Genomic DNA, 23339 nt, shown 5'->3' with positions numbered 1-23339 from the left:
CGATAGAACAGGAAGCCCGCAGCCCGCTGCGGGCTTTTTGCTTTATTATTCCCACAGATTTGCTGACAGAGCCTCCCATGAAGTTCGCGATTGCGGTTTTTTCCCCGGCCCATGCGCCCTCCTCGCGCCGCGCCCTGCTGTTCGCCCAGGCCGTACTGGCAGGCGGGCACGAGATCGTCCGGTTGTTTTTCTACCAGGATGGCGTTCACAGCGCTTCAAGCAATGTGGTCACGCCCCAGGATGAGCTGGATGTTCCAGCCCAGTGGCGCACCTTCGTCAGCGAGCAACAGCTCGATGGCGTGGTGTGCATTGCCGCCGCCTTGCGCCGTGGTGTGCTGAACGCAGAAGAAGCCCAACGCTATCAGCGCCAGGCAGCCAACCTGTCGGCGCCTTGGGAGCTGTCAGGCCTTGGCCAGTTGCATGAGGCCGCACAAACCGCCGACCGTCTGGTCTGCTTTGGAGGCGATTGAGATGGCCAAGTCCCTGTTGATCATCAGCCGCCAAGCGCCGTGGGCAGGCCCCTCGGCCCGCGAAGCGCTGGACATCGCCCTGGCCGGCGGCGCCTTTGACCTGCCATTGGGCATGCTGTTTCTCGATGACGGTGTGTTCCAGCTCGCACCCGGCCAGCAACCCGCACAGCTGCAGCAGAAGAACCTTGCAGCCAACCTGCAGGCGCTGCCCATGTTCGGCGTAGAAGAATTGTTTGCCGCCCGCACCAGCCTGCTCGAGCGCGGCCTTTGTGCCGAGCAGTTGAGTTTGCCGGTAGAAGTGTTGGACGACGCTGCGCTGGCAGCGCTGATTGACCGTTTTGACCAGGTGGTAACCCTCTGATGAGCACCCTGCACGTCATTTCCCACTCACCCTTTGGCGACGACCGCCTGAGCAGCTGCCTGCGCCTGCTCGGCCCCGCCGATGGCCTGTTGCTCTGCGGCGATGCGGTGTATGCCCTGCAACCCGGCAGCGCGCCGCTGAGCACCCTGCTCGCCCACAACCTTGGCGAGCGCCTGTTTGCCCTTGAAGAAGACCTGCAGGCACGCGCCATTGCGGCAGATACCTTGGCCCGCAGCGTCGATTACCCGGCTTTCGTGGCCCTGTCCCTGCAATACGACAAGGTCAACAGCTGGTTATGAGTACTCTGACTGTCGGCACCCGCGACATTGCGCTGGATAAAGAGGGCTACCTGCTGGAACTGAGTGACTGGTCCAGCGAGGTCGCCGCCGCGTTGGCTGAGCGTGAAGCACTGGAACTGACCCCCGAGCACTGGGAAGTCCTGGAACTGCTGCGTCAGTTCTACCAGGAGTTCCAGCTGTCACCGGCCACCCGCCCGCTGATCAAATACACAGCCTTGAAGCTGGGCCCAGAAAAAGGCAACAGCCTGCACCTGAATCGCCTGTTCAAGGGCACCCCTGCCAAACTCGCCGCCAAGCTGGCGGGCCTGCCGAAGCCAACCAATTGCATATGAACGATCCTCGCCCGTTGACCCTCGAAACCCCGGCTGAGCACCCTTTCGCCCAATTTGTGCGCATCCTTGGCAAAGGCAAACGCGGCGCTCGCGGCCTGACCCGCGAAGAAGCCCGTGAGGCCATGGGCATGTTACTCGACGAGAAGGTCGAGGAAACCCAACTGGGTGCGTTCCTGATGCTGTTGCGGCACAAGGAAGAGAGCCCCGAGGAACTGGCAGGCTTCACCGAAGCCCTGCGCCAGCGCCTGCAAGCACCGCCAATGCAGGTCGACCTCGACTGGCCAAGCTACGCGGGCAAGAAACGTCACCTGCCCTGGTTCCTGCTGGCGGCCAAGTGCCTGGCAGCAAACGGTGTGCGTATCCTGATGCATGGCGGCGGTGCGCATACCGCGGGGCGCCTGTACACCGAGCAATTGCTCGACCTGCTGCAGATTCCGCTGTGCCGCGACTGGAATGCCGTGTCCAAGGCGCTGGATAACCAGCACCTGGCGTTTGCTCCATTGCAGGACTGGGCGCCCCCGTTGCAGCGGATGATCGACCTGCGCAACACCTTGGGCCTGCGTTCACCCATCCACTCCCTGGCCCGAGTGCTCAACCCGTTGGGCGCGCGCTGCGGCCTGCAGAGCATCTTCCACCCCGGCTATCAGGCAGTGCATCGCGAAGCCAGCCGACTGCTCGGTGACACGGCCATTGTGGTCAAGGGCGACGGGGGTGAGATAGAGGTCAACCCGGACAGCGCCAGCCATTTGTATGGCACGGCAGGCGGGCTTGATTGGGATGAGGAATGGCCAGCGCTCGCCGCACAGCGCCATGTCAAACCGGCCAGCCTGGAGCCGGAGCATTTACTGGCGGTCTGGCGCGGTGAGGCCCGCGACAGCTACGGTGAAATGGCTTTGATCTCGACCATGGCCCTGGCCCTGCGCGGGCTGGGCGATGACCGTGAAAACGCGTTTGCCAAGGCACGGGCGTACTGGGACGCACGCCCGCTCGGCTAATGACCTGGTAGGCCGACAATGAAGGCGCTGCACAGGCGGCGCCCATCGCTGCAATTGCCAACAAGGGCCAGTTTTTACTGGGCGCCTTCGAACCAGGCGAGCTTGTCACGCAGTTGCACCACCTCACCGACGATGACCAGCGTTGGCGCATGGACTTCATGCTCCGCCACCAGTGTCGGCAGGTCAGCCAACGTGCCGGTAAAGACCCGCTGGTTGGGCGTGGTGCCCTGCTGAACCAGCGCCGCCGGGGTATCGGCGGCACGACCATGACGGATCAGCTCGGCACAGATGGTCGGCAGCCCCACCAGCCCCATGTAGAACACCAGGGTTTGCGCAGGCGCCACCAGATCGTTCCACGGCAAGTTACTGGTGCCATCCTTGAGATGACCGGTCACGAAGCGCACTGACTGCGCATGGTCACGGTGGGTCAGCGGGATACCGGCATACGCCGAGCAACCACTGGCCGCCGTGATACCGGGCACTACCTGGAATGGAATACCCTGCTCCGCCAGCTCCTCGATTTCCTCGCCGCCACGTCCAAAGATGAACGGATCGCCCCCTTTGAGCCGCAGCACGCGCTTGCCTTGCTTGGCCAGGTCAACCAAAAGCTGATTGATCTGATCTTGAGGCACGGCGTGATCGGCGCGACGCTTGCCAACGTAAATACGCTCGGCATCACGACGGCACAGCTCAATGATTGCCGGTGCCACCAGGCGGTCATAAAGCACCACATCCGCTTGCTGCATCAGGCGCAAGGCGCGGAACGTCAGCAGATCAGGGTCGCCAGGACCAGCGCCAACCAGGTACACCTCACCTGACGTCTGCGCGGGTACGCCGTCTACCTTGGCTTGCAACAAGCGCTCGGCTTCAGCACCCTGCCCGGCCAGTTGGCGCTCGGCAATCGGCCCCTGAAAGACATCTTCCCAGAAGCCACGGCGCTGGTTGACGTCTGGGTAGAGGGCTTTCACCTTGTGGCGAAAACGCGCGGCCAGGCCGGCCAGCTCGCCATAAGCCGCAGGAATCCAGGTTTCCAACTTGGCCCGGATCAACCGCGCCAGGACCGGTGCATCGCCGCCGCTGGACACCGCTACAACCAGTGGCGAACGGTCGACAATGGCCGGAAAAATCACCGAGCACAACGCTGGCGCATCGACCACATTGACCGGCACACAACGCTTGCGGGCATCGGCAGACACCTGAGCATTGAGTTCCTGGTCATCAGTAGCGGCGATGATCAACTGACAACCGTCCAGATCGCTTTCCTGATACCCGCGGGACAGGAGTTCACCACCGCTGTGCCGGGCAAGCTCGGCCAATTGCCCTTCGATCTCGGGCGCAACCACACGTAATACGGCGCCGGCATCTGCCAGCAAGCGAGATTTGCGCAAGGCAATCTCGCCGCCACCTACGACCAGCACACGGCTGCCACGCAGGTTGTGGAACAGCGGTAGAAATTCCATTTAGCCGATAACCTCCAGGCCGCCCATGTAAGGCTTGAGGACTTCTGGCACACGGATCGAGCCATCGGCTTGCTGGTAGTTCTCCAGCACTGCCACCAGCGTACGGCCGACCGCCAGGCCAGAACCGTTGAGGGTGTGCACCAGTTCCGGCTTGCCGGTTTCCGGGTTACGCCAGCGGGCCTGCATACGACGGGCCTGGAAGTCACCACAGTTGGAGCACGAGGAAATTTCGCGGTACTTGTCCTGGCTCGGCACCCAGACTTCCAGGTCGTAGGTCTTGGTGGCGCTGAAACCCATGTCGCCGGTGCACAGTGCCAGCACGCGGTATGGCAGCTCGAGGGCTTGCAGTACGCGCTCGGCGTTCGCCGTCAGGCCTTCCAGGGCTTCCATGGACTTGCTCGGCTCAACGATCTGAACCATCTCGACCTTGTCGAACTGGTGCTGGCGGATCATGCCGCGGGTATCACGACCCGACGCACCGGCTTCACTGCGGAAGCACGGGGTGTGAGCAACGAACTTGATCGGCAGTTGCTTGGCGTCGAGGATCTCGCCAGCGACGATGTTGGTCAGCGACACTTCAGCGGTCGGGATCAGGTAGAAGTCGGCTTCGCCTTCACGGCTGATCTTGAACAGGTCTTCCTCGAACTTCGGCAGCTGGCCAGTGCCTTGCAGCGCAGGTGCTTGAACCAGGTACGGGGTGTAGGCCTCTTCGTAACCGTGCTCGTTGATGTGCAGGTTGATCATGAACTGGGCCAGGGCACGGTGCAGGCGCGCAATCGGGCCACGCAGCAGGGCAAAACGTGCGCCCGACAGCTTGGCTGCGGTCTCGAAGTCCAGCCAGCCGTTCTTCTCGCCCAGGGCGACGTGATCCTGGACCGGGAAATCAAAGGCCTTCGGGGTGCCCCAGCGGCGCACTTCAACGTTGCCTTCTTCGTCTTCACCGACCGGCACGGAAGCGTCCGGCAGGTTCGGAATGCCCATCAGAATGCCATCCAGCTCGGACTGGATGCTGTCCAGCTCGACCTTGCCACTGGCCAGTTCGGTCGCCATGCGCTCGACGTCAGCCATCAGCGGAGCGATGTCTTCGCCCTTGGCCTTGGCCTGGCCGATGGACTTGGAACGGGCGTTACGCTCGGCCTGCAGCTGCTCGGTGCGGGTTTGCACCACCTTGCGGCGCTCTTCCAGTGCTTCGATGCGCGCGACATCCAGGCTGAAGCCACGGGAGGCCAGGCGGTCCGCCACTTCCTGAAGTTGGCCGCGTAACAGTTTGGAATCGAGCATATCGTTCTCTCGTTGGTTCAGAATTTGGTCAAAGACAGGCCAGCCCAGGTTGCGAGCAGGCCGCCAAGTACGCTGAGCGCGGCATAGCCGAACGCCAGCGGCGCCTGCCCGCTTTCGAGCAGGCGCACGGTATCCAGTGAAAAGGATGAAAAGGTAGTCAAGCCGCCAAGAAAACCGACAATCAGGCCGGCCCTCAACTCGACCGGTACCAGCGGGCGATGCAAAAACAAACCGTACAACAGCCCGATCAACAAGCATCCAATCAGATTGACTGCCAGCGTACCGAGATAGAAGTGGCGTGGCCAGTGCGCGTTCACCCAATTGGCTGTGGCAAAGCGCAGCAAGGTACCGGCAATGCCGCCTGCACTCACCGCCGCAACAACCGCAATCATGGTTTTCTCCGTTGCCGTGGGCTTTGCCGGTCCAGCTCGGCCAGGTGCTTGAGCTTTTCGCCGATCTTCAGCTCCAGGCCGCGCGGTACCGGTTGATAGTACTGGCGCGGTTCCAGGTTGTCGGGAAAGTAGTCTTCGCCAGCGGCATAGGCATCCGGCTCGTCATGGGCATAACGGTACTCGTCTCCGTAGCCCAACTGCTTCATCAGCTTGGTCGGCGCGTTGCGCAAATGCAGCGGCACCTCAAGCGAACCGTGCTCGGCGGCTTCGCGCATGGCGGCCTTGAAGCCCATGTACACCGCGTTACTCTTCGGCGCACAGGCCAGATAGGTAATCGCTTGCGCCACCGCCAGCTCGCCTTCCGGGCTGCCCAGGCGCTCCTGCACGTCCCAGGCGGCCAGGCACAGGCTTAACGCGCGAGGATCGGCGTTGCCGATGTCTTCACTGGCCATGCGCACCACCCGCCGGGCAATGTAGAGCGGGTCGCACCCGCCGTCGAGCATCCGCGCAAACCAGTACAGCGCACCGTCGGGATTGGAGCCACGCACCGATTTGTGCAGTGCCGAAATCTGGTCGTAGAACGCCTCTCCGCCCTTGTCGAAACGGCGACGGGTATCGCCCAGCAGGCTTTGCAGCAGGTCGACGCCGATCTCACTGCCGTCTTCGGCCAGGTCCGAGGCGTTTTCCAGCAGGTTGAGCAAACGCCGGCCATCGCCATCCGCCGCCGCCAAAAGCATCTTGAAGCCTTCATCGCCCAGGCTGAGCTGACGCTTGCCCAGGCCACGTTCTTCGCTCAGCGCACGCTGCACCAGCTTGCGCAACGCCGCTTCGTCGAGGCTTTTCAGCACATAGACCCGCGCCCGAGAGAGCAAGGCGTTGTTCAATTCAAACGAAGGGTTCTCGGTGGTCGCGCCAATGAAGATCAGCGTGCCGTCTTCGACGTAGGGCAGGAAAGCATCCTGCTGCGACTTGTTGAAACGGTGCACTTCATCGACGAACAGGATGGTCCGGCGACCATACTGGCCGGCCTGTTGCTTGGCAATTTCTACCGCGTGACGGATCTCCTTGACCCCGGCCAGCACGGCCGACACCGTTTCGAAGTGGGCATCGCAAAACTGCGCCAGCAGCCGCGCCAGGGTGGTCTTGCCCACCCCTGGCGGCCCCCAGAAGATCATCGAGTGCAGCGCGCCCTGTTCCAGTGCTTCACGCAGTGGCTTGCCACGCGCCAGCAGGTGCTCCTGACCGACGTACTCGTCCAGGTTGGCCGGGCGCAGACGCGCGGCCAAGGGCTGGGCAACAGGCTCACTACGAAACAGGTCCATCAACGGCTGCCTTACCTCTTATTCCTGAATGACGTCAGCGCCTTTCGGGATGTCGAACTTGAATCTGCCCGCTGGAATCGCCTCGTTGGCCTTGACCCCGGTGAACAGGATATTGGTGCGCTGACCGACGCTGTCGATCAGTTGCATGTCATTGATCAGGCCACGGCGAAACGACAGGCGCAGGGAGTCGAACAAGGTGTCCTTGGTCTTCGGCTTGAGGGTGAAATCCACCACCTCGCCTTGCTCCTTGGAAGAGATCTCGAAGCTCTGGCTGATCTTCGACACATCGCCGGACAGCAGCAGTGCTGGTGTCTGGGTCAGACGCTCGTCGAGCTTCTTGATGGTCGCCTGTTCCAGGTCCGGGTCCCACAGGGTGACTTTCTGCCCGTCCGACACCACGACCTGCTCCTGTGGCGCATCGGTGTGCCAGTAGAACAGGCCAGGGCGTTTCACCGACATTTCACCGTTGGTTTCCTGCAACTGGGTACCGCTGCCATCGAGGGTCAACTGAGAGAAACGGGCAGTGATTGTCTGCGATTTTTCCAGCAACTGGGTCAGACGCGCCACGTCTTGCTCACCGGCATAGGCCGGAATGGCGGACACCGTCAGGGCAGAAACCAACAACATGCGAATCAGGCGCATGAGAATCCTCGTAGAACAGTGAATGGGCCGGGCACCGTCATTGGCACCCGGCAAAATCGATCATCAGTCGCGCATTGGCCCAGGCGCAATGACCTCGCGCGAGCCGTTGGTGTTCATGGCCGTGACCACGCCAGCCATTTCCATCGCTTCGATCATCCGCGCAGCGCGGTTGTAGCCGATCTTCAGCTTGCGCTGAACCGCGGAGATGGACGCACGACGACTCTCCAGAACGAACTGAACCGCTTCATCGTACAACGCATCGGTCTCAGCGTCGTCACCACCCTCGCCGCTGCTACCGCCGTCGAAGCCGCTGCCGGCCTCTTCGACACCGTTGAGGATGTCGTCGTTGTAGTCCGGGGCGCCACGCTGCTTCCAGGCTTCAACCACGCGGTGCACTTCTTCGTCGGAAACGAACGCACCGTGTACACGGATCGGCAAGCTGGTGCCTGGCGGCATGTAGAGCATGTCACCATGGCCGAGCAACTGCTCGGCACCACCCTGGTCGATGATGGTGCGCGAGTCGATCTTGCTCGACACCTGGAAGGCCATTCGGGTTGGAATGTTGGCCTTGATCAGGCCGGTAATCACGTCCACCGAGGGCCGCTGAGTCGCGAGGATCAAGTGGATACCGGCCGCACGCGCCTTCTGGGCGATACGGGCGATCAGCTCTTCGACCTTCTTGCCAACGATCATCATCATGTCGGCAAATTCGTCGACCACCACCACGATGGTCGGCAGGGTTTTCAGCAGCGGCGGCTGGTCGTCCATGCTCTCACGACGGAACAGCGGGTCATAAACCGGCTCGCCGGCTTCCTCGCCATCCTTGATCTTGCGGTTGAAGCCGGCCAGGTTACGCACGCCCATGGCCGCCATCAGCTTGTAGCGACGCTCCATCTCGGCCACGCTCCAACGCAGGGCGTTGGCCGCGTCCTTCATGTCGGTAACGACAGGGCAAAGCAGGTGCGGAATGCCCTCATAGATCGACAACTCGAGCATTTTCGGGTCGATCATGATCAGCTTGGCGTCTTCCGGGCTCGACTTGAACAGGATCGACAGGATCATCGCGTTGACACCCACCGACTTACCGGAACCGGTAGTACCGGCCACCAACAGGTGCGGCATCTTGGCCAGGTCGGTAATCACCGGCTTGCCGCCAATGTCATGGCCCAGCGCCAGGGTAACCGGCGACTTGGCTTCATCGTACTGCGGCGAGGACAGCACTTCGGAGAAGCGCACGATCTGCCGGTCTTCGTTCGGGATTTCGATACCCACGGTAGTCTTGCCGGGGATGACCTCGACCACGCGCACGCTGGTCACGGCCAGCGAACGCGCCAGGTCCTTGGCCAGGTTGGCAATACGGCTGACCTTGACCCCGGCAGCGGGCTGGATTTCGTAACGGGTAATCACAGGGCCAGGGTGGATCGAGTCCACCGACACTTCGACACCGAACTCCTTGAGTTTGATTTCCAGCAACTGCCCGACACCGGCCAGCGACTCAGGCGAATAGTTGACCTGCTTCTTCTCGGCAGGGTCGAGGATAGAGATCGGCGGCAAGGTGCCCTCGACGGCACTATCGACGAACACCTGCGCGGGTTTTTCCGCCTGCACACGCTTGATCGGCTCTGCCGCCTTGACCTGCGCCGGAGCTGGAGCTGGAGCTGGCATGATGATCGGCGCAGGCGACTGAGGACGCTCGACCACCGGCTTGCTCGGCGCCGGCTCACGCTCGACGACGCGCTCACGAGCCTTGGCCGGCTCGCGGCGTTCGGCAACCATCGGCGCCATGATCTCGTGCTCCTGCTCGTCGACCGCACGCAGCTGGGCAACCAGTTGCTTGCGCTCGTTACGCGCTGACCACCAACGACTGGCCGCCCCCTGGAACACCTCGAACAGGTCAAGGGTGATCTTGCCGGTAAGGTCCATCACCTTGAACCACGACAGGTCGGTGAACACGGTAAGGCCAAACAGAAACAGGGCAATGAACATCAGGGTACTGCCCTGCACGTTCAAGGCATTCTTGGCCAGGTCACCCAGGCTTTCGCCCAGCGCGCCGCCGGCAGAGGCCGGTAGGCTTGGGGCCGAATGAAAATGGATATGCGCCAGCGCGGCACCGGACAGCACCAGGAACACCAAGCCAATCAAGCGCCAGGAAAACAGCCAGCCGCTCCACTGCCAGGGCTGGTGACGCTCACGAAAAATCTGCCAGGTCTTGATCGCCAGCAACAGCGGGAATATGTAGGCGAAATAACCCAGCACCATGAACAATACGTCCGCAAAGAAGGCGCCGGCGCGGCCCGCCGCGTTCTGCACCTGATCGACGTTGCTGGTGTGGCTGAAGCCAGGGTCTGCCTGGTCGTAGGTAAGCAGAGCCATCCACAGATACAGGCACAGGGCGCCCATGGCAATCAGGGCACCCTCCTTGAGCCGGTAGTGCAGTTGCTGGCGCCAAAGCGGTACCGGCAAGGGGTTTGGGGTAGCGGTGGATTTCTTCAAAACGCGTCTATTCCTGCGCTGCTTGCGCGTCCAACAGGTGGCTGGCTGACGAAGGCAGCCAACAAACCATTACTTTTAACATTACTACCCGTATGCCGCCATGGCGGTGCGCCAGAATACGTCGCACACGGGATTAATTGCATAATGTTCAATTTGAGCACGCATTCTCTTTTGTGACAAAGGCTTATACGGGCTTTTTGCGTAGTAGGGACAACAAATCAGCCGGCAAGTTGCGGTTGACCCGCATCGCCCTGGCAGGCGATCCTGACCACCCTCCCCTCTTCTGCCGTTGAAACGACGATGCTGACCTGGCTGAGCCGCGATTCTCTTGACTTCCCCCCTCTGGAAAAGGCGCTGCGCGACCCCAACGGCCTGCTCGCCGCTGGCGGTGACCTGAGCGCGGAACGGCTGGTCCAGGCCTATCGGCATGGCTGCTTCCCCTGGTATCAGGATGGCCAGCCGATCCTGTGGTGGTCACCAGACCCGCGCACCGTGCTGTTTCCCGACGAGCTGCATGTCTCGCGTTCGTTGCGCAAGGTCATGCGCCAAGGGCGCTACCAGGTCAGCTTCGACCAGGACTTCGCCGGCGTCATCCGTGCCTGCGCGGCACCACGCGCCTATGCCGACGGCACCTGGATCACCGACAGCATGCAGAAGGCGTACCTGAAGCTGCACCAGCAGGGTTTTGCCCACTCCGTGGAAGTCCGCGAGCAAGGTGAGCTGGTCGGCGGCCTGTACGGGCTGGCAATGGGTCGCCTGTTCTTCGGCGAGTCGATGTTCAGCCGGGCCGACAACGCCTCCAAAGTCGGTTTTGCAACGCTGGTCGAGCACCTGAAAAACGCCGGCTTTGTCCTGATCGACTGCCAGATGCCCACCGAGCACCTGCACAGCCTCGGCGCCCGGGCAATTGCCCGCGCCACGTTCGCCGACTACCTGCGTCGCTACCTCGACCAAGCCAACTCGGCGACATGGGTTTGCTAGGCGAGTTTTTCCAGCTGGCTTACACTTAAAACAAACGTCACTCCCGAGGGGTTGATCATGACAGAGCTGGCGCGGTTGAAGTTTTATGCCACTCAACCCCATTCCTGCAGCTACCTGCCAAACGAGCAAGCCACGACGCTGTTTCTCGACCCGAGCCAGCCAATGGACGTGCATGTCTACGCAGATCTGTCGGAAATGGGCTTCCGGCGCAGCGGCGACCACCTGTACCGGCCACACTGCCAGAACTGCAATGCCTGCGTACCGGCACGCATTCCGGCTGCACGGTTTTTGCCCAACCGCCAGCAGAAGCGCATCCTCAAGCGCAACGCCGACCTGGTCGTGACCGCTGCGCGCCCGGCCTTCAACGAAGAGTACTTCGACCTGTATCGGCGCTATATCGAGCAGCGCCATGCCGATGGCGACATGTACCCACCGAGCCGCGATCAGTTCGCCACTTTCCTGGTCCGCGACCTGCCATTCTCACGGTTCTATGAATTTCGCCTGGACGGTCGCCTGCTCGCCGTGGCGGTCACCGACCTGCTGCCCAACGGCCTGTCGGCGGTCTATACCTTCTACGAACCCGATGAGGAGCGTCGCAGCCTGGGGCGCTACGCCATCCTCTGGCAGATCACCGAAGCGCTGCGCCTGAACCTGGAGGCGGTCTACCTGGGCTACTGGATCAAGAACTGCAAAAAGATGAGTTACAAGACCCAGTACCGCCCCATCGAGCTGCTGATCAATCAGCGCTGGGTGACGCTAAATTGAAATCCTTGGCTTGAACCCCATTTTTCGGGCACAATGCACGCCACTTTTTTTGCCTGGCGCAGCCGCACCGGGCCATTAACTGGATACCGAGGGCTTTACTGCATGTCGAAAGAAGACAGCTTCGAAATGGAAGGCACTGTCGTCGACACCCTGCCCAACACCATGTTCCGCGTGGAGTTGGAAAACGGGCACGTCGTTACCGCGCATATCTCCGGAAAAATGCGCAAGAACTACATTCGAATTCTGACTGGTGACAAGGTCCGCGTCGAACTGACGCCTTATGACCTGAGCAAAGGGCGCATCACCTACCGCGCCCGTTAAGCGTCATCAACGAAAACGCCCGGCATGAGCCGGGCGTTTTCGTTTGTCTCAATGAAACCATGGAGAACCCACCCGCACCATCGCCGGCAAGGCCGACTCCCGCAGGAGCCGGGCTGCCGATGACGGCTATCAGGCCATTTCAGCCGTCGTCTCGAACTCGAACACCAACTCGCCATCACGCATGTCGACGTGCACCACGCCACCATGCTCAGCCAGCTCACCAAACAGGATCTCTTCAGCCAATGGCCGTTTGATCTTGTCCTGAATCAGCCGCGCCATTGGCCGCGCCCCCATCTGCGCATCATAGCCACCTGCTGCAAGCCAGCTACGCGCCGCATCGGAAACCTCCAACAGCACGCGCTTGTCTTCGAGTTGCGCCTGCAGTTCGGTGAGGAACTTGTCGACCACACTCTTGATGGTTTCGTGGCTCAGACGACCAAACTGAATGATGGTGTCCAGGCGGTTACGGAACTCCGGCGTGAAGCTCTTCTTGATGACTTCCATCGCATCGGAGGAGTGATCCTGCTGCGTAAAGCCAATCGAGGCTCGCGCAGCCGTCTCGGCACCCGCGTTGGTGGTCATGATGACAATCACGTTGCGGAAGTCCGCCTTGCGCCCGTTGTTGTCGGTCAGCGTGCCATGGTCCATCACCTGCAGCAGCAGGTTGAAGACTTCCGGATGCGCCTTCTCGATTTCATCAAGCAGCAACACGCAGTGCGGCTGCTTGGTGATTGCCTCGGTCAGCAAACCACCCTGATCGAAACCGACGTAACCGGGTGGCGCACCAATCAGGCGCGACACGGTATGCCGCTCCATGTACTCGGACATGTCAAAGCGCACCAGCTCGACACCCAGCGCCTTGGCCAGTTGTCGCGCCGCCTCGGTCTTGCCCACACCTGTAGGGCCGGCAAAGAGGAACGAGCCGACCGGCTTGTCCGGCGACTTCAGGCCAGCCCGCGACAGCTTGATTGCGGTGGCCAGCGAATCGATGGCAGCGTCCTGACCGAACACAGTCAGCTTCAGGTCACGCTCCAGGTTACGCAGCAGTTCCTTGTCAGAGCTGGTGACGTGTTTTGGTGGTATCCGCGCGATCTTGGCAACAATATCCTCGACCTGAGGTACATCGATACGCTTGACTCGCGACTCTACCGGCTGCAGACGCTGGTAGGCGCCCGCCTCGTCAATGACGTCGATGGCCTTGTCAGGCATATGCCGGTCATTGATGTAGCGCGCTGCCAGCTCGGCAGCGGCACGCAGGGCCTCATCGCTGTACTCGATGTTGTGATGCGACTCGAAACGCCCCTTGAGCCCACGCAGGATACCAACGGTATCTTCCACCGATGGCTCACTGACATCGACCTTCTGGAAGCGCCGCGCCAAGGCACGGTCTTTCTCGAAGATGCCACGAAACTCCTGGAACGTGGTCGAGCCAATGCAGCGGATATCACCCGAGGACAGCAAGGGCTTGAGCAGATTGGACGCATCCATCACGCCGCCCGATGCCGCACCGGCACCGATAATGGTGTGGATCTCGTCGATGAACAGAATCGCCTGCGGCCGTTTACGCAGCTCATTGAGCAACGCCTTGAAGCGCTTCTCGAAATCACCACGGTACTTGGTACCGGCCAACAGCGCACCCAGGTCCAGCGAGTAGACCACGCTGTGCGACAGCAGATCCGGCACCTGGCCATCAACGATACGCTTGGCCAGGCCTTCGGCAATGGCCGTCTTGCCCACACCCGCCTCACCGACCAGCAGCGGATTGTTCTTGCGCCGACGGGCAAGGATTTGTGCCACACGCTCAACCTCGGCCTCACGCCCTACCAATGGGTCGATACGACCCTGGCGTGCCTGCTCGTTGAGGTTGCTGGCATAGGCGTCCAGCGGGTTGCTCGAGGAAGAGGTTTCGCCCCCCTCCTCATCCTGCATGTCCTGATCGTTTTCGGAATGCTCGCCGTGCCCTGGCACCTTGGAGATGCCATGGGCGATGTAGTTGACCACATCGATACGGGCCACACTTTGCTGCTTCAGCAGAAACACCGCCTGGCTTTCCTGCTCGCTAAAGATCGCCACCAGCACATTGGCACCGGTCACTTCACGCTTGCCCGAGCTCTGTACATGGAATACTGCACGCTGCAACACGCGCTGGAAGCCCAGGGTTGGCTGGGTTTCGCGATCCTCATCGTGCACCGGGATCAATGGCGTGGTGGAGTCGATGAACTCCTGCAGGTCGTGTTTGAGTTTATCGAGGTTCGCACCACAGGCCCGCAGAACGGTGGCGGCTGCCTCATTATCCAATAGTGCCAGCAGAAGGTGCTCGACGGTCATGAACTCATGACGCTTCGAACGGGCCTCCTTGAAGGCCAGATTGAGGGTGACTTCGAGCTCGCGGTTTAACATAGCTTCACCTCATACCCAAGTGGTCGGCGATTAACCGTCCTTCTCGATTTCACAGAGTAGCGGATGCTGGCTTTCCCTGGCGTATTGGTTGACCTGCATGGCCTTGGTTTCGGCGATGTCACGGGTAAACAATCCGCACACTGCCCGTCCTTCTGTATGGACGGCCAGCATGACCTTGGTCGCCAACTCGCGGTTCAGGTTAAAGAACATTTCGAGCACTTCGACGACAAAATCCATCGGGGTGTAGTCATCATTGAACAAAACCACCTTGTACATCGGCGGTGCCTGCAGCGCTGGCTTGGCTTCCTGCACCGCCAGCCCGGACCCATCGTCCTCATGCGATTGCGGGTGATCCTGATTGAATGTTAGTCGAATCTGGCTATGTGCATGCATGGAAAGAATTTCATCATTTCGACACGTTAAGGTTGTGAGTTGACCGCCGGGTCGACGCCTGGACGACCGTCGCATCGCCTTGACTATCAGCAAAACGGTGTTACAACCAATAAGAACCCACCGTGGTCAACAAGGTCCGCGCAGTCAACCAGAGTTCGCAGGTTAATCAGCGGATTGAGTGGATGATACTCCAGTGATGGAGTCCTTTGCAGAGGGATATGAGGATGGCAAGCGGTAAAGTCAAGTGGTTCAACAATGCCAAGGGCTACGGCTTCATCAACGAGGAGGGCAAGACCGAAGACCTGTTCGCCCACTACTCGGCCATTGAGATGGACGGCTACAAGACGCTGAAAGCCGGACAAACCGTTGCCTTCGACATCATCCAGGGCCCCAAGGGCTTGCACGCCGTGAAAATCAGGGCAGCCGCAAAGACGGAAACCGCAGCCCCCACCCCCGCCTCGACCACCACACTCGCCTGACACACCTTGTTTTTGAATCGCCCATAAAAAACCGGCCAATCCGCGAAGACTGGCCGGTTTTTTTGTACCGCCCTTACATGTGCTTGATCAGTGCTTCACCGAAACCGGAACTCGACACCAGCGTAGCGCCGTCCATCAGGCGCTCGAAGTCGTAGGTCACCGTCTTGGCAGCAATAGCACCGTTGGTGCCCTTGATGATCAGGTCAGCCGCCTCGGTCCAGCCCAGGTGACGGAGCATCATTTCAGCGGAGAGGATCACCGAACCCGGGTTGACCTGGTTCTTGCCGGCGTATTTCGGCGCAGTACCGTGAGTAGCTTCGAACATGGCCACGGTGTCGGACAGGTTGGCGCCCGGCGCAATACCGATACCGCCCACCTCGGCCGCCAGCGCGTCGGACAGGTAGTCACCGTTGAGGTTGAGGGTGGCGATGACATCGTACTCGGCTGGACGCAGCAGGATCTGCTGGAGCATGGCGTCGGCAATGGCATCCTTGACCACGACCTTGCGGCCGGTTTTCGGGTTTGTGAACTGCATCCACGGGCCACCATCGAGCAGTTCGGCGCCAAACTCGTTCTTGGCGACTTCGTAGCCCCAGTCCTTGAAGGCACCTTCGGTGAACTTCATGATGTTGCCCTTGTGCACCAGGGTCAGCGACTCGCGGTCGTTATCCACGACGTACTGCAGGGCCTTGCGCACCAGGCGCTGGGTGCCTTGTTTGGAAACCGGCTTGATACCAATACCGCAATCCTGGTCGAAACGGATCTTGGTAACGCCCATTTCTTCCTTCAGGAACTTGATGACCTTGTTCGCCTCAGGCGAACCCGCCTTCCACTCGATACCGGCATAGATGTCTTCGGAGTTCTCACGGAAGATCACCATATCGACATCGCCGGGCTTCTTGACCGGGCTTGGAACACCTTCGAACCACACCACCGGACGCAGACAAACATACAGGTCCAGCTGCTGACGCAGGGCCACGTTCAGGGAACGGATACCACCACCGACCGGAGTGGTCAGCGGGCCCTTGATGGAGACGACGTAATCCCTGACCGCATCCAGGGTTTCCTGAGGCAGCCAGGTATCCTGGTCATACACCTGGGTAGCTTTCTCGCCGGCATAGACTTCCATCCAGGAGATCTTGCGCTTGCCACCATAGGCTTTCTCTACGGCAGCATCGACAACCTTGATCATGACCGGGCTGACGTCGACGCCAATGCCGTCACCTTCAATGAACGGGATGATCGGGTTGTCTGGAACATTGAGAGAATGGTCTGCGTTGACGGTGATTTTGTCGCCGACTGCCGGAACCTTGATTTTCTGGTATCCCATGCTGCACTCCGTTTTTTTGGTGTGGTTCGTCATCATGCATTACCCAGAGCCTAACCCAGTTGACGGATAACGGAAACCTCGTACACCAATCCGTCACAAAGCGCCAAAATCTCTACATCTTTCGTCTATAAGTGACCAACCGACCACTACGTCTTGGTGATTAAGACCAAGGGTTTGGTATACTCCGCCGGTGACCAAAGGGTCACTGGGGGTAACCGGCCTGAAATGAGACCCGCGCCCCGACAAGACTGAGCTGTTACCGCAGCCCAGCCGTTTGACACTCGACTGATGCATCACCATCAACGCCCAGAACCCTCGACCTTCTGCTTATGGATGTGTCCAGGCGAAGCGCATTACCCTGCGCACCTCGAGATTCTGTGCACGCTCAGCAAAACAGAGAGTTAACCCGAATATGCCCACCCGATCCAAGATCATCTACACCTTCACCGACGAAGCCCCCGCCCTCGCCACCTACTCACTGCTGCCCATCGTCGAAGCCTTCACTGCTACCGCCGACATCGCGGTAGAAACCCGGGACATCTCTCTCGCCGGCCGCATCCTTTCTGCCTTCCCTGAACAGCTCGGCGCCGACAAGCAAGTGGCCGACCACCTGGCAGAACTGGGCAAACTGGCAACCACGCCAGAAGCCAACATCATCAAGTTGCCGAACATCAGCGCCTCGGTTCCACAACTGAAAGCCGCGATCAAGGAACTGCAAGCCAAAGGTTTCAACATTCCGGACTACCCGGAAACCCCGGCCACTGACGCCGAGAAAGAAACCCGTGCACGCTACGACCGCATCAAGGGCAGCGCCGTAAACCCGGTACTGCGCGAAGGCAACTCCGACCGCCGCGCACCGCTGTCGGTCAAGAACTATGCCCGCAAGCACCCGCACAAAATGGGCGCTTGGGCTGCAGACTCCAAGTCCCACGTTGCCCACATGAGCAACGGCGACTTCTACGGCAGCGAAAAAGCCGCACTGATCGAAGCCGATGACAGCCTGCGCATCGAACTGCTGGACAAGAACGGCAACACCACCGTTCTGAAAGAGAAAACCTCGGTCAAGGCCGGCGAAATCATCGACTGCTCGGTCATGAGCCGCAAGGCACTGCGCAGCTTCATCGCCGCTGAAATCGAAGACGCCAAGGCCAAGGGCGTACTGCTGTCGGTTCACCTGAAGGCGACCATGATGAAGGTCTCCGACCCGATCATGTTCGGCCAGATCGTTGCCGAGTACTATCAGGACGCGCTGAACAAGCACGCTGACGTACTGGAACAGATCGGCTTCAACCTGAACAACGGTATCGGCGACCTGTACGCCCGCATCAAGGCCCTGCCTGCTGACAAGCAAGCCGAGATCGAAGCCGACATCCAGGCCGTCTACGCCGTTCGCCCGGCGCTGGCCATGGTCAACTCCGACAAGGGCATCACCAACCTGCACGTGCCAAGCGACGTGATCGTCGACGCTTCGATGCCGGCCATGATCCGTGACTCGGGCAAGATGTGGAACGCCGAAGGCCAGCTGCAAGACACCAAGGCCGTCATCCCGGATCGTTGCTACGCCACCATCTACCAGGCCGTTATCGAAGACTGCAAGAAACACGGCGCCTTCGACCCAACGACCATGGGCAGCGTACCGAACGTTGGCCTGATGGCACAGAAAGCCGAAGAGTATGGCTCTCACGACAAGACCTTCCAGCTCGCTGCCGACGGTGTTGTTCGCGTTGTAGACAGCAAAGGCAACCTGGTGCTGCAGCAGGACGTCGAAGCTGGCGATATCTTCCGCATGTGCCAAGCCAAAGACGCCCCGATCCAGGACTGGGTCAAACTGGCCGTCAACCGTGCTCGCGCCAGCAACACCCCAGCCATTTTCTGGCTCGACCCACAACGCGCCCATGACGGCGTGATGATCGAGAAAGTCCAGACGTACCTGAAAGACCACGACACCACCGGCCTGGACATTCGTGTCCTGTCGCCAGTCGAGGCCATGAAGGTATCCCTGGAGCGTATCCGTGCAGGCAAGGACACCATCTCGGTGACCGGCAACGTACTGCGCGACTACCTGACCGACCTGTTCCCGATCATGGAGCTGGGCACCAGCGCCAAGATGCTGTCGATCGTTCCGCTGATGAACAACGGCGGCCTGTTCGAAACCGGCGCCGGCGGTTCGGCACCGAAGCACGTACAGCAACTGGTCGAAGAGAACTTCCTGCGCTGGGACTCGCTGGGTGAATTTCTGGCCCTGGCCGCTTCTCTGGAACACCTGAGCAACGCCTACGCCAACCCGAAAGCCAAGGTCCTGGCCAACACCCTGGACCAGGCAACCGGCAAGTTCCTGGACGACAACAAGTCGCCAGCGCGCAAGGTTGGTGGCATCGACAACCGCGGCAGCCACTTCTACCTGACCCTGTTCTGGGCACAGGCACTGGCTGCACAAAATGACGACGCCGCACTGCAAGCGCGCTTTGCCCCACTGGCCAAGGTACTGACCGAGAACGAAGCGACCATCGTCGCCGAGCTCAACGCTGTCCAGGGCAAGCCAGCCGAAATCGGTGGTTACTACTACCCTGATGCCGAGCTGACCAGCAAAGTGATGCGCCCAAGCCAAACCTTCAACAGCGCGATTTCTGCCCTGTAAGGTTCGCTTGATGTAACACCAGAAACCCCGGCCACGCACCGGGGTTTCTGCTTTTCTGCAGAGGCGTGGCACCCGCGTCGCCGAGAACACCGGCCATGCGATCCACCTGCACAACACAGGACCTTGCACATGACCTGGCAACCCCACATCACCGTCGCCACCATTGTCGAAGACCAGGGCCGTTTCCTGCTGGTCGAAGAGTTCAAAGCCGGCAAGCACGTATTCAACCAGCCGGCCGGCCACCTGGAGGCCAATGAGTCGCTGGCCGAGGCCGCCCTGCGCGAAACGCTCGAGGAGACCGCCTGGGACGTAGAACTGACCGGCGTGGTCGGCATCTACCTCTACACCGCCCCCAGCAACGGCGTGACCTACCAGCGCGTCTGCTTTGCCGCCAAACCGCTACGGCACAATGCCGACCGCGCACTGGACAGCGACATCGTCCGCGCCGTGTGGCTGACCCGCGAGGAACTGCTCGCCGACCCCGAGCGCTGGCGCAGCGAACTGGTACCTCGTTGCATTGACGACTTCCTCGCCGGCCCCCTGCACAGCCTGGCGGTGATCCGCGATTGAGCATGGTTTTCGCCTTGCCGCGCACAGCCTGTTAGAATCTTGTCCTTTTACCCGGATACGCAGCGATTCCTATGTCCACTCCAGCTCTCAAAGAACCCGAAAAGACGCGCGTGATCGTCGGCATGTCCGGCGGCGTGGACTCTTCCGTTTCCGCCCTTCTGCTGATGGAGCAGGGTTATCAGGTCGAAGGCCTGTTCATGAAGAACTGGGAAGAGGACGACGGTACCGAGTACTGCACCGCCCGCGAAGACCTGGCCGACGCACAAGCCGTGTGCGACCGCATCGGCATCAAACTGCACACCGCCAACTTCGCCGCCGAATACTGGGACAACGTGTTTGAGCACTTCCTGGCGGAATACAAGGCCGGACGCACGCCAAACCCGGACATCCTCTGCAACCGCGAAATCAAGTTCAAGGCGTTCCTCGACTACGCCCTGATGCTCGGTGCCGACCTGATCGCCACCGGCCACTACGTGCGCCGCCGCGACATTGACGGCCGCACCGAACTGCTCAAAGGCCTGGACCCGAACAAGGACCAGAGCTACTTCCTCCACGCCGTCGGCGGCGAGCAGATTGCCCGCACCCTGTTCCCGGTCGGCGAACTGGAAAAACCGGAAGTACGCGCCATCGCCGAAAAACATGGCCTGGCTACCGCAAAGAAAAAAGACTCCACCGGCATCTGCTTTATCGGCGAACGTCGCTTCAGCGATTTCCTCAAGCAGTACCTGCCCGCTCAGCCTGGCGAAATCCAGACCACTGAAGGCGACGTCATCGGCCGCCACCACGGCCTGATGTACCACACCATCGGGCAACGCCAGGGGCTGGGTATCGGCGGCCTGAAAGACGCAGGCGACGAGCCGTGGTACGTGCTGGAGAAAGACCTCGCCCGCAACGTGCTGGTAGTTGGCCAGGGCAACGAACACCCATGGCTGTTCTCCCGCGCCCTGCTCGCCTCGGAGATCTTCTGGGTGAACCCGATCGACCTGTCCAGCCCACGCCGCCTGACCGCGAAAGTGCGCTACCGCCAGAGCGACCAGGCCTGCACACTGGAACGCACCAACGACGGCTATCGGGCAGTATTTGAAGAACCTCAACGGGCGGTAACGCCCGGCCAGTCGGTGGTCTTCTATGATGGTGAAATCTGCTTGGGCGGCGGCGTGATCGAAGTAGCCGAGCCTTGGAGCCAGCGTTGATGAATACCACGCAAGAACAGCTGGTTGCACTGGGCGGCGTCTTTCAGGCTGCCGTACTGGTCGATCGAATTGCCCGTACCGGCCAGGTCAGCGAAGCCAACCTGAGCTGCATGCTCGGCAGCCTGTTGGTGCGCGACCCCAAGGACACCCTGGAAGTGTTCGGCGGCGATGACCTCAACCTGCGAGACGGCTACCGCGCCCTGGTCAGCGCCCTGGAGCGCGACCCCGCCAGCCTGCAGCGTGAACCACTGCGCTACGCGCTGTCGATGCTGGGCCTTGAGCGCCAACTGGCCAAACGTGGCGATATGCTTGAAGTCATCGGCAACCGCCTGCCACAAATCCAGTCCCAGGCCGATCATTTCGGCCTCGCGCACGAGAACGTCATAGCCTCCAGTGGCGCCCTGTATCAGGACACCCTGAGCACCCTGCGCCAACGCATTCAGGTACACGGTGACATGCGTCACCTGCAACAACCCAACAACGCCTCGAAGATCCGCGCCCTGCTGCTCGCCGGCATCCGCGCGGCGCGCCTCTGGCGCCAGCTTGGCGGCCATCGCTGGCAACTGGTGTTCAGCCGGCGCAAACTGCTCAAAGAGCTCTACCCGATGATGCGCGGCTAAACACCGCACAGGAGCCAGCATTGCTGGCGATTCAAGCAACGCGAAACAGCGGATGGCTCGACCACACCATCGCTGGCAACGCCGGCTCCTGCAGACACCAAGCGCTTTACCTTTTGTCAGACCCCCGACCCGGGTGCATTTTTCATGTATGATATGCGCCCTTTTCGTTGCCCGACTGTCCGAGAACACCCCATGCAGCTCTCCTCGCTCACTGCGGTTTCCCCTGTTGACGGCCGCTACGCCGGCAAAACCCAGGCCCTGCGCCCTATTTTCAGCGAATACGGCCTGATCCGTTTCCGCGCCCTGGTTGAAGTTCGCTGGCTCCAGCGCCTGGCCGCTCACCCGCAAATCAGCGAAGTTCCGGCCTTCTCCGCCGAAGCCAACGCCCTGCTCAACGGCCTGGCCGATGAGTTCGCCCTCGAGCACGCCGAACGCGTGAAAGAGATCGAGCGCACCACCAACCACGACGTCAAAGCCATCGAATACCTGCTCAAGGAGCAGGCAGCCAAGCTGCCAGAGCTGGCCAAGGTCAGTGAATTCATTCACTTCGCCTGCACTAGCGAGGACATCAACAACCTGTCCCACGGCCTGATGCTGCGCGCCGGCCGTGATGACGTACTGCTGCCACTGATGCGCCAGATCGCCAACGCCATCCGTGAACTGGCCCACCGTTTCGCCGACGTACCAATGCTGTCGCGCACCCACGGTCAACCGGCTTCGCCGACCACCCTGGGCAAGGAACTGGCCAACGTCGTCTACCGCCTCGAGCGCCAGATCGCACAGGTTGCCGCTGTCCCACTGCTGGGCAAGATCAACGGCGCCGTGGGCAACTACAACGCCCACCTGTCGGCTTACCCGCAAATCGACTGGGAAGCCAATGCCCGCGCCTTCATCGAAGACGAACTGGGCCTGGTGTTCAACCCGTACACCACCCAGATCGAACCGCACGACTACATTGCCGAGCTGTTCGACGCGATTGCCCGCTTCAACACCATCCTGATCGACTTCGATCGCGATATCTGGGGCTACATCTCGCTGGGCTACTTCAAGCAGCGCACCATCGCGGGTGAAATCGGTTCTTCGACCATGCCGCACAAGGTCAACCCGATCGACTTCGAAAACTCCGAAGGCAACCTCGGTATCGCCAACGCACTGTTCCAGCACCTGGCCAGCAAGTTGCCGATCTCCCGCTGGCAGCGCGACCTGACCGACTCCACCGTGCTGCGCAACCTGGGCGTTGGTTTCGCCCACAGCGTGATCGCCTACGAGGCCAGCCTGAAGGGCATCAGCAAGCTGGAAATCAACACCCAGCGCATCGCCGACGACCTGGACGCCTGCTGGGAAGTATTGGCCGAGCCAATCCAGACCGTAATGCGTCGCTACAACATCGAAAACCCTTACGAGAAGCTCAAGGAGCTGACTCGCGGCAAGGGCATCAGCCCGGAAGCACTCCTGACCTTCATCGACGGTCTGGACATGCCTGCCGAAGCGCGCGAAGAACTGAAGAAGCTGACTCCAGCGTCCTACATCGGTAACGCTGCAGCTCAAGCCAAACGCGTCTGATTATTGCCTTGCGCGTTAACGCCCGGCCAAGCCGGGCGT

23 protein-coding genes are annotated in these 23339 nt (G+C 60.8%); 14 read left to right on the top strand and 9 right to left on the bottom strand.

Features of this window, described 5'->3' with window-relative positions:
* The first annotated feature begins 77 nt into the window (after positions 1-77).
* Genes tusD through UIA24_RS19100 form a run of 5 tightly spaced genes read left to right on the top strand, consistent with a single transcriptional unit; the run spans position 78 to position 2457 of the window.
* Positions 78-470, top strand: a complete 393-nt coding sequence (gene tusD, locus UIA24_RS19120; RefSeq protein WP_102053049.1) for a sulfurtransferase complex subunit TusD — start codon at positions 78-80, stop codon at positions 468-470.
* Between the two features lies 1 nt (position 471).
* Positions 472-831, top strand: coding sequence for a sulfurtransferase complex subunit TusC (tusC, locus tag UIA24_RS19115; RefSeq protein ID WP_065760996.1), 360 nt, complete (start codon positions 472-474; stop codon positions 829-831).
* Positions 831-1130 carry a sulfurtransferase complex subunit TusB gene (gene tusB / locus UIA24_RS19110; protein ID WP_065760997.1) on the top strand — a complete coding sequence of 100 codons (300 nt, stop codon included), beginning with the start codon at positions 831-833 and terminating at the stop codon, positions 1128-1130. Before tusC ends, tusB begins: the two co-directional genes overlap by 1 nt.
* Complete coding sequence (locus tag UIA24_RS19105) at positions 1127-1462, top strand: TusE/DsrC/DsvC family sulfur relay protein (protein ID WP_102053051.1); 336 nt, start codon at positions 1127-1129, stop codon at positions 1460-1462. Before tusB ends, UIA24_RS19105 begins: the two co-directional genes overlap by 4 nt.
* On the top strand, positions 1459-2457 hold the full coding sequence (locus UIA24_RS19100; protein WP_330523565.1) for a glycosyl transferase family protein: 999 nt from the start codon (positions 1459-1461) through the stop codon (positions 2455-2457). The genes UIA24_RS19105 and UIA24_RS19100 overlap by 4 nt, the downstream gene beginning before the upstream one ends.
* Positions 2458-2531: 74 nt before the next feature.
* On the opposite strand, the gene cysG is transcribed toward UIA24_RS19100, so the two are convergent.
* The 6 genes from cysG to ftsK form a co-directional block, all read right to left on the bottom strand.
* Positions 2532-3917, bottom strand: a complete 1386-nt coding sequence (gene cysG, locus UIA24_RS19095; RefSeq protein WP_330523564.1) for a siroheme synthase CysG — start codon at positions 3915-3917, stop codon at positions 2532-2534.
* Positions 3918-5198: a serine--tRNA ligase gene (gene serS / locus UIA24_RS19090; RefSeq protein WP_102053053.1), complete on the bottom strand. Its 1281-nt coding sequence runs from the start codon at positions 5196-5198 to the stop codon at positions 3918-3920.
* A gap of 17 nt (positions 5199-5215) precedes the next feature.
* Positions 5216-5590, bottom strand: coding sequence for a fluoride efflux transporter CrcB (crcB, locus tag UIA24_RS19085; protein ID WP_099775287.1), 375 nt, complete (start codon positions 5588-5590; stop codon positions 5216-5218).
* Positions 5587-6912: a replication-associated recombination protein A gene (locus UIA24_RS19080; RefSeq protein ID WP_065761815.1), complete on the bottom strand. Its 1326-nt coding sequence runs from the start codon at positions 6910-6912 to the stop codon at positions 5587-5589. Before UIA24_RS19080 ends, crcB begins: the two co-directional genes overlap by 4 nt.
* Before the next feature lie 18 nt (positions 6913-6930).
* A complete protein-coding gene (gene lolA, locus UIA24_RS19075; protein ID WP_065761816.1) occupies positions 6931-7554 on the bottom strand; it encodes an outer membrane lipoprotein chaperone LolA in 624 nt (207 codons plus the stop codon).
* A 63-nt stretch (positions 7555-7617) separates the two neighbouring features.
* Positions 7618-10047, bottom strand: coding sequence for a DNA translocase FtsK (gene ftsK / locus UIA24_RS19070; RefSeq protein ID WP_330523563.1), 2430 nt, complete (start codon positions 10045-10047; stop codon positions 7618-7620).
* 300 nt (positions 10048-10347) lie between these two features.
* Between ftsK and aat the strand changes: the two genes are divergently transcribed.
* From aat to infA, 3 genes are all read left to right on the top strand, one after another.
* Positions 10348-11028, top strand: a complete 681-nt coding sequence (aat, locus tag UIA24_RS19065; protein ID WP_065761818.1) for a leucyl/phenylalanyl-tRNA--protein transferase — start codon at positions 10348-10350, stop codon at positions 11026-11028.
* A 57-nt stretch (positions 11029-11085) separates the two neighbouring features.
* Entirely contained in the window at positions 11086-11793 is a 708-nt protein-coding gene (locus UIA24_RS19060) for an arginyltransferase (protein ID WP_330523562.1), read from the top strand.
* Between the two features lie 102 nt (positions 11794-11895).
* Positions 11896-12114 (top strand): translation initiation factor IF-1, encoded by a 219-nt coding sequence (infA, locus tag UIA24_RS19055; RefSeq protein WP_002553999.1) that lies wholly within the window; start codon positions 11896-11898, stop codon positions 12112-12114.
* A 129-nt stretch (positions 12115-12243) separates the two neighbouring features.
* Here the strand turns inward: infA and clpA are convergent, their stop codons facing one another.
* On the bottom strand, positions 12244-14514 hold the full coding sequence (gene clpA / locus UIA24_RS19050) for an ATP-dependent Clp protease ATP-binding subunit ClpA (RefSeq protein ID WP_065758553.1): 2271 nt from the start codon (positions 14512-14514) through the stop codon (positions 12244-12246).
* A gap of 30 nt (positions 14515-14544) precedes the next feature.
* Positions 14545-14907: an ATP-dependent Clp protease adapter ClpS gene (gene clpS, locus UIA24_RS19045; protein ID WP_065758552.1), complete on the bottom strand. Its 363-nt coding sequence runs from the start codon at positions 14905-14907 to the stop codon at positions 14545-14547.
* A 224-nt stretch (positions 14908-15131) separates the two neighbouring features.
* Here clpS and cspD point away from each other — a divergent pair, with 224 nt between their 5' ends.
* A complete protein-coding gene (gene cspD / locus UIA24_RS19040) occupies positions 15132-15386 on the top strand; it encodes a cold shock domain-containing protein CspD (protein ID WP_065758551.1) in 255 nt (84 codons plus the stop codon).
* A 73-nt stretch (positions 15387-15459) separates the two neighbouring features.
* On the opposite strand, the gene icd is transcribed toward cspD, so the two are convergent.
* Positions 15460-16716, bottom strand: coding sequence for an NADP-dependent isocitrate dehydrogenase (icd, locus tag UIA24_RS19035; RefSeq protein WP_065758550.1), 1257 nt, complete (start codon positions 16714-16716; stop codon positions 15460-15462).
* Between the two features lie 412 nt (positions 16717-17128).
* Here icd and UIA24_RS19030 point away from each other — a divergent pair, with 412 nt between their 5' ends.
* The 5 genes from UIA24_RS19030 to purB all read left to right on the top strand — a co-directional run bounded on the left by UIA24_RS19030 (position 17129) and on the right by purB (position 23300).
* Positions 17129-19354 (top strand): NADP-dependent isocitrate dehydrogenase, encoded by a 2226-nt coding sequence (locus tag UIA24_RS19030; protein WP_330523561.1) that lies wholly within the window; start codon positions 17129-17131, stop codon positions 19352-19354.
* Positions 19355-19483: 129 nt separating this feature from the next.
* Positions 19484-19924 carry an NUDIX hydrolase gene (locus UIA24_RS19025; RefSeq protein WP_065758548.1) on the top strand — a complete coding sequence of 147 codons (441 nt, stop codon included), beginning with the start codon at positions 19484-19486 and terminating at the stop codon, positions 19922-19924.
* A gap of 71 nt (positions 19925-19995) precedes the next feature.
* Positions 19996-21117, top strand: coding sequence for a tRNA 2-thiouridine(34) synthase MnmA (mnmA, locus tag UIA24_RS19020; protein WP_065758547.1), 1122 nt, complete (start codon positions 19996-19998; stop codon positions 21115-21117).
* Positions 21117-21737 carry a high frequency lysogenization protein HflD gene (hflD, locus tag UIA24_RS19015; protein ID WP_065758546.1) on the top strand — a complete coding sequence of 207 codons (621 nt, stop codon included), beginning with the start codon at positions 21117-21119 and terminating at the stop codon, positions 21735-21737. Before mnmA ends, hflD begins: the two co-directional genes overlap by 1 nt.
* A 192-nt stretch (positions 21738-21929) precedes the next feature.
* A complete protein-coding gene (gene purB, locus UIA24_RS19010) occupies positions 21930-23300 on the top strand; it encodes an adenylosuccinate lyase (protein ID WP_065758545.1) in 1371 nt (456 codons plus the stop codon).
* Positions 23301-23339 lie beyond the last annotated feature (39 nt).

The organism is Pseudomonas sp. AL 58 (genome assembly GCF_036348395.1).
Lineage (GTDB): Bacteria > Pseudomonadota > Gammaproteobacteria > Pseudomonadales > Pseudomonadaceae > Aquipseudomonas > Aquipseudomonas defluvii.
The sequence above is the reverse complement of the archived record's forward strand: the minus strand, read 5'-3'. Positions and strand labels throughout refer to the sequence as shown.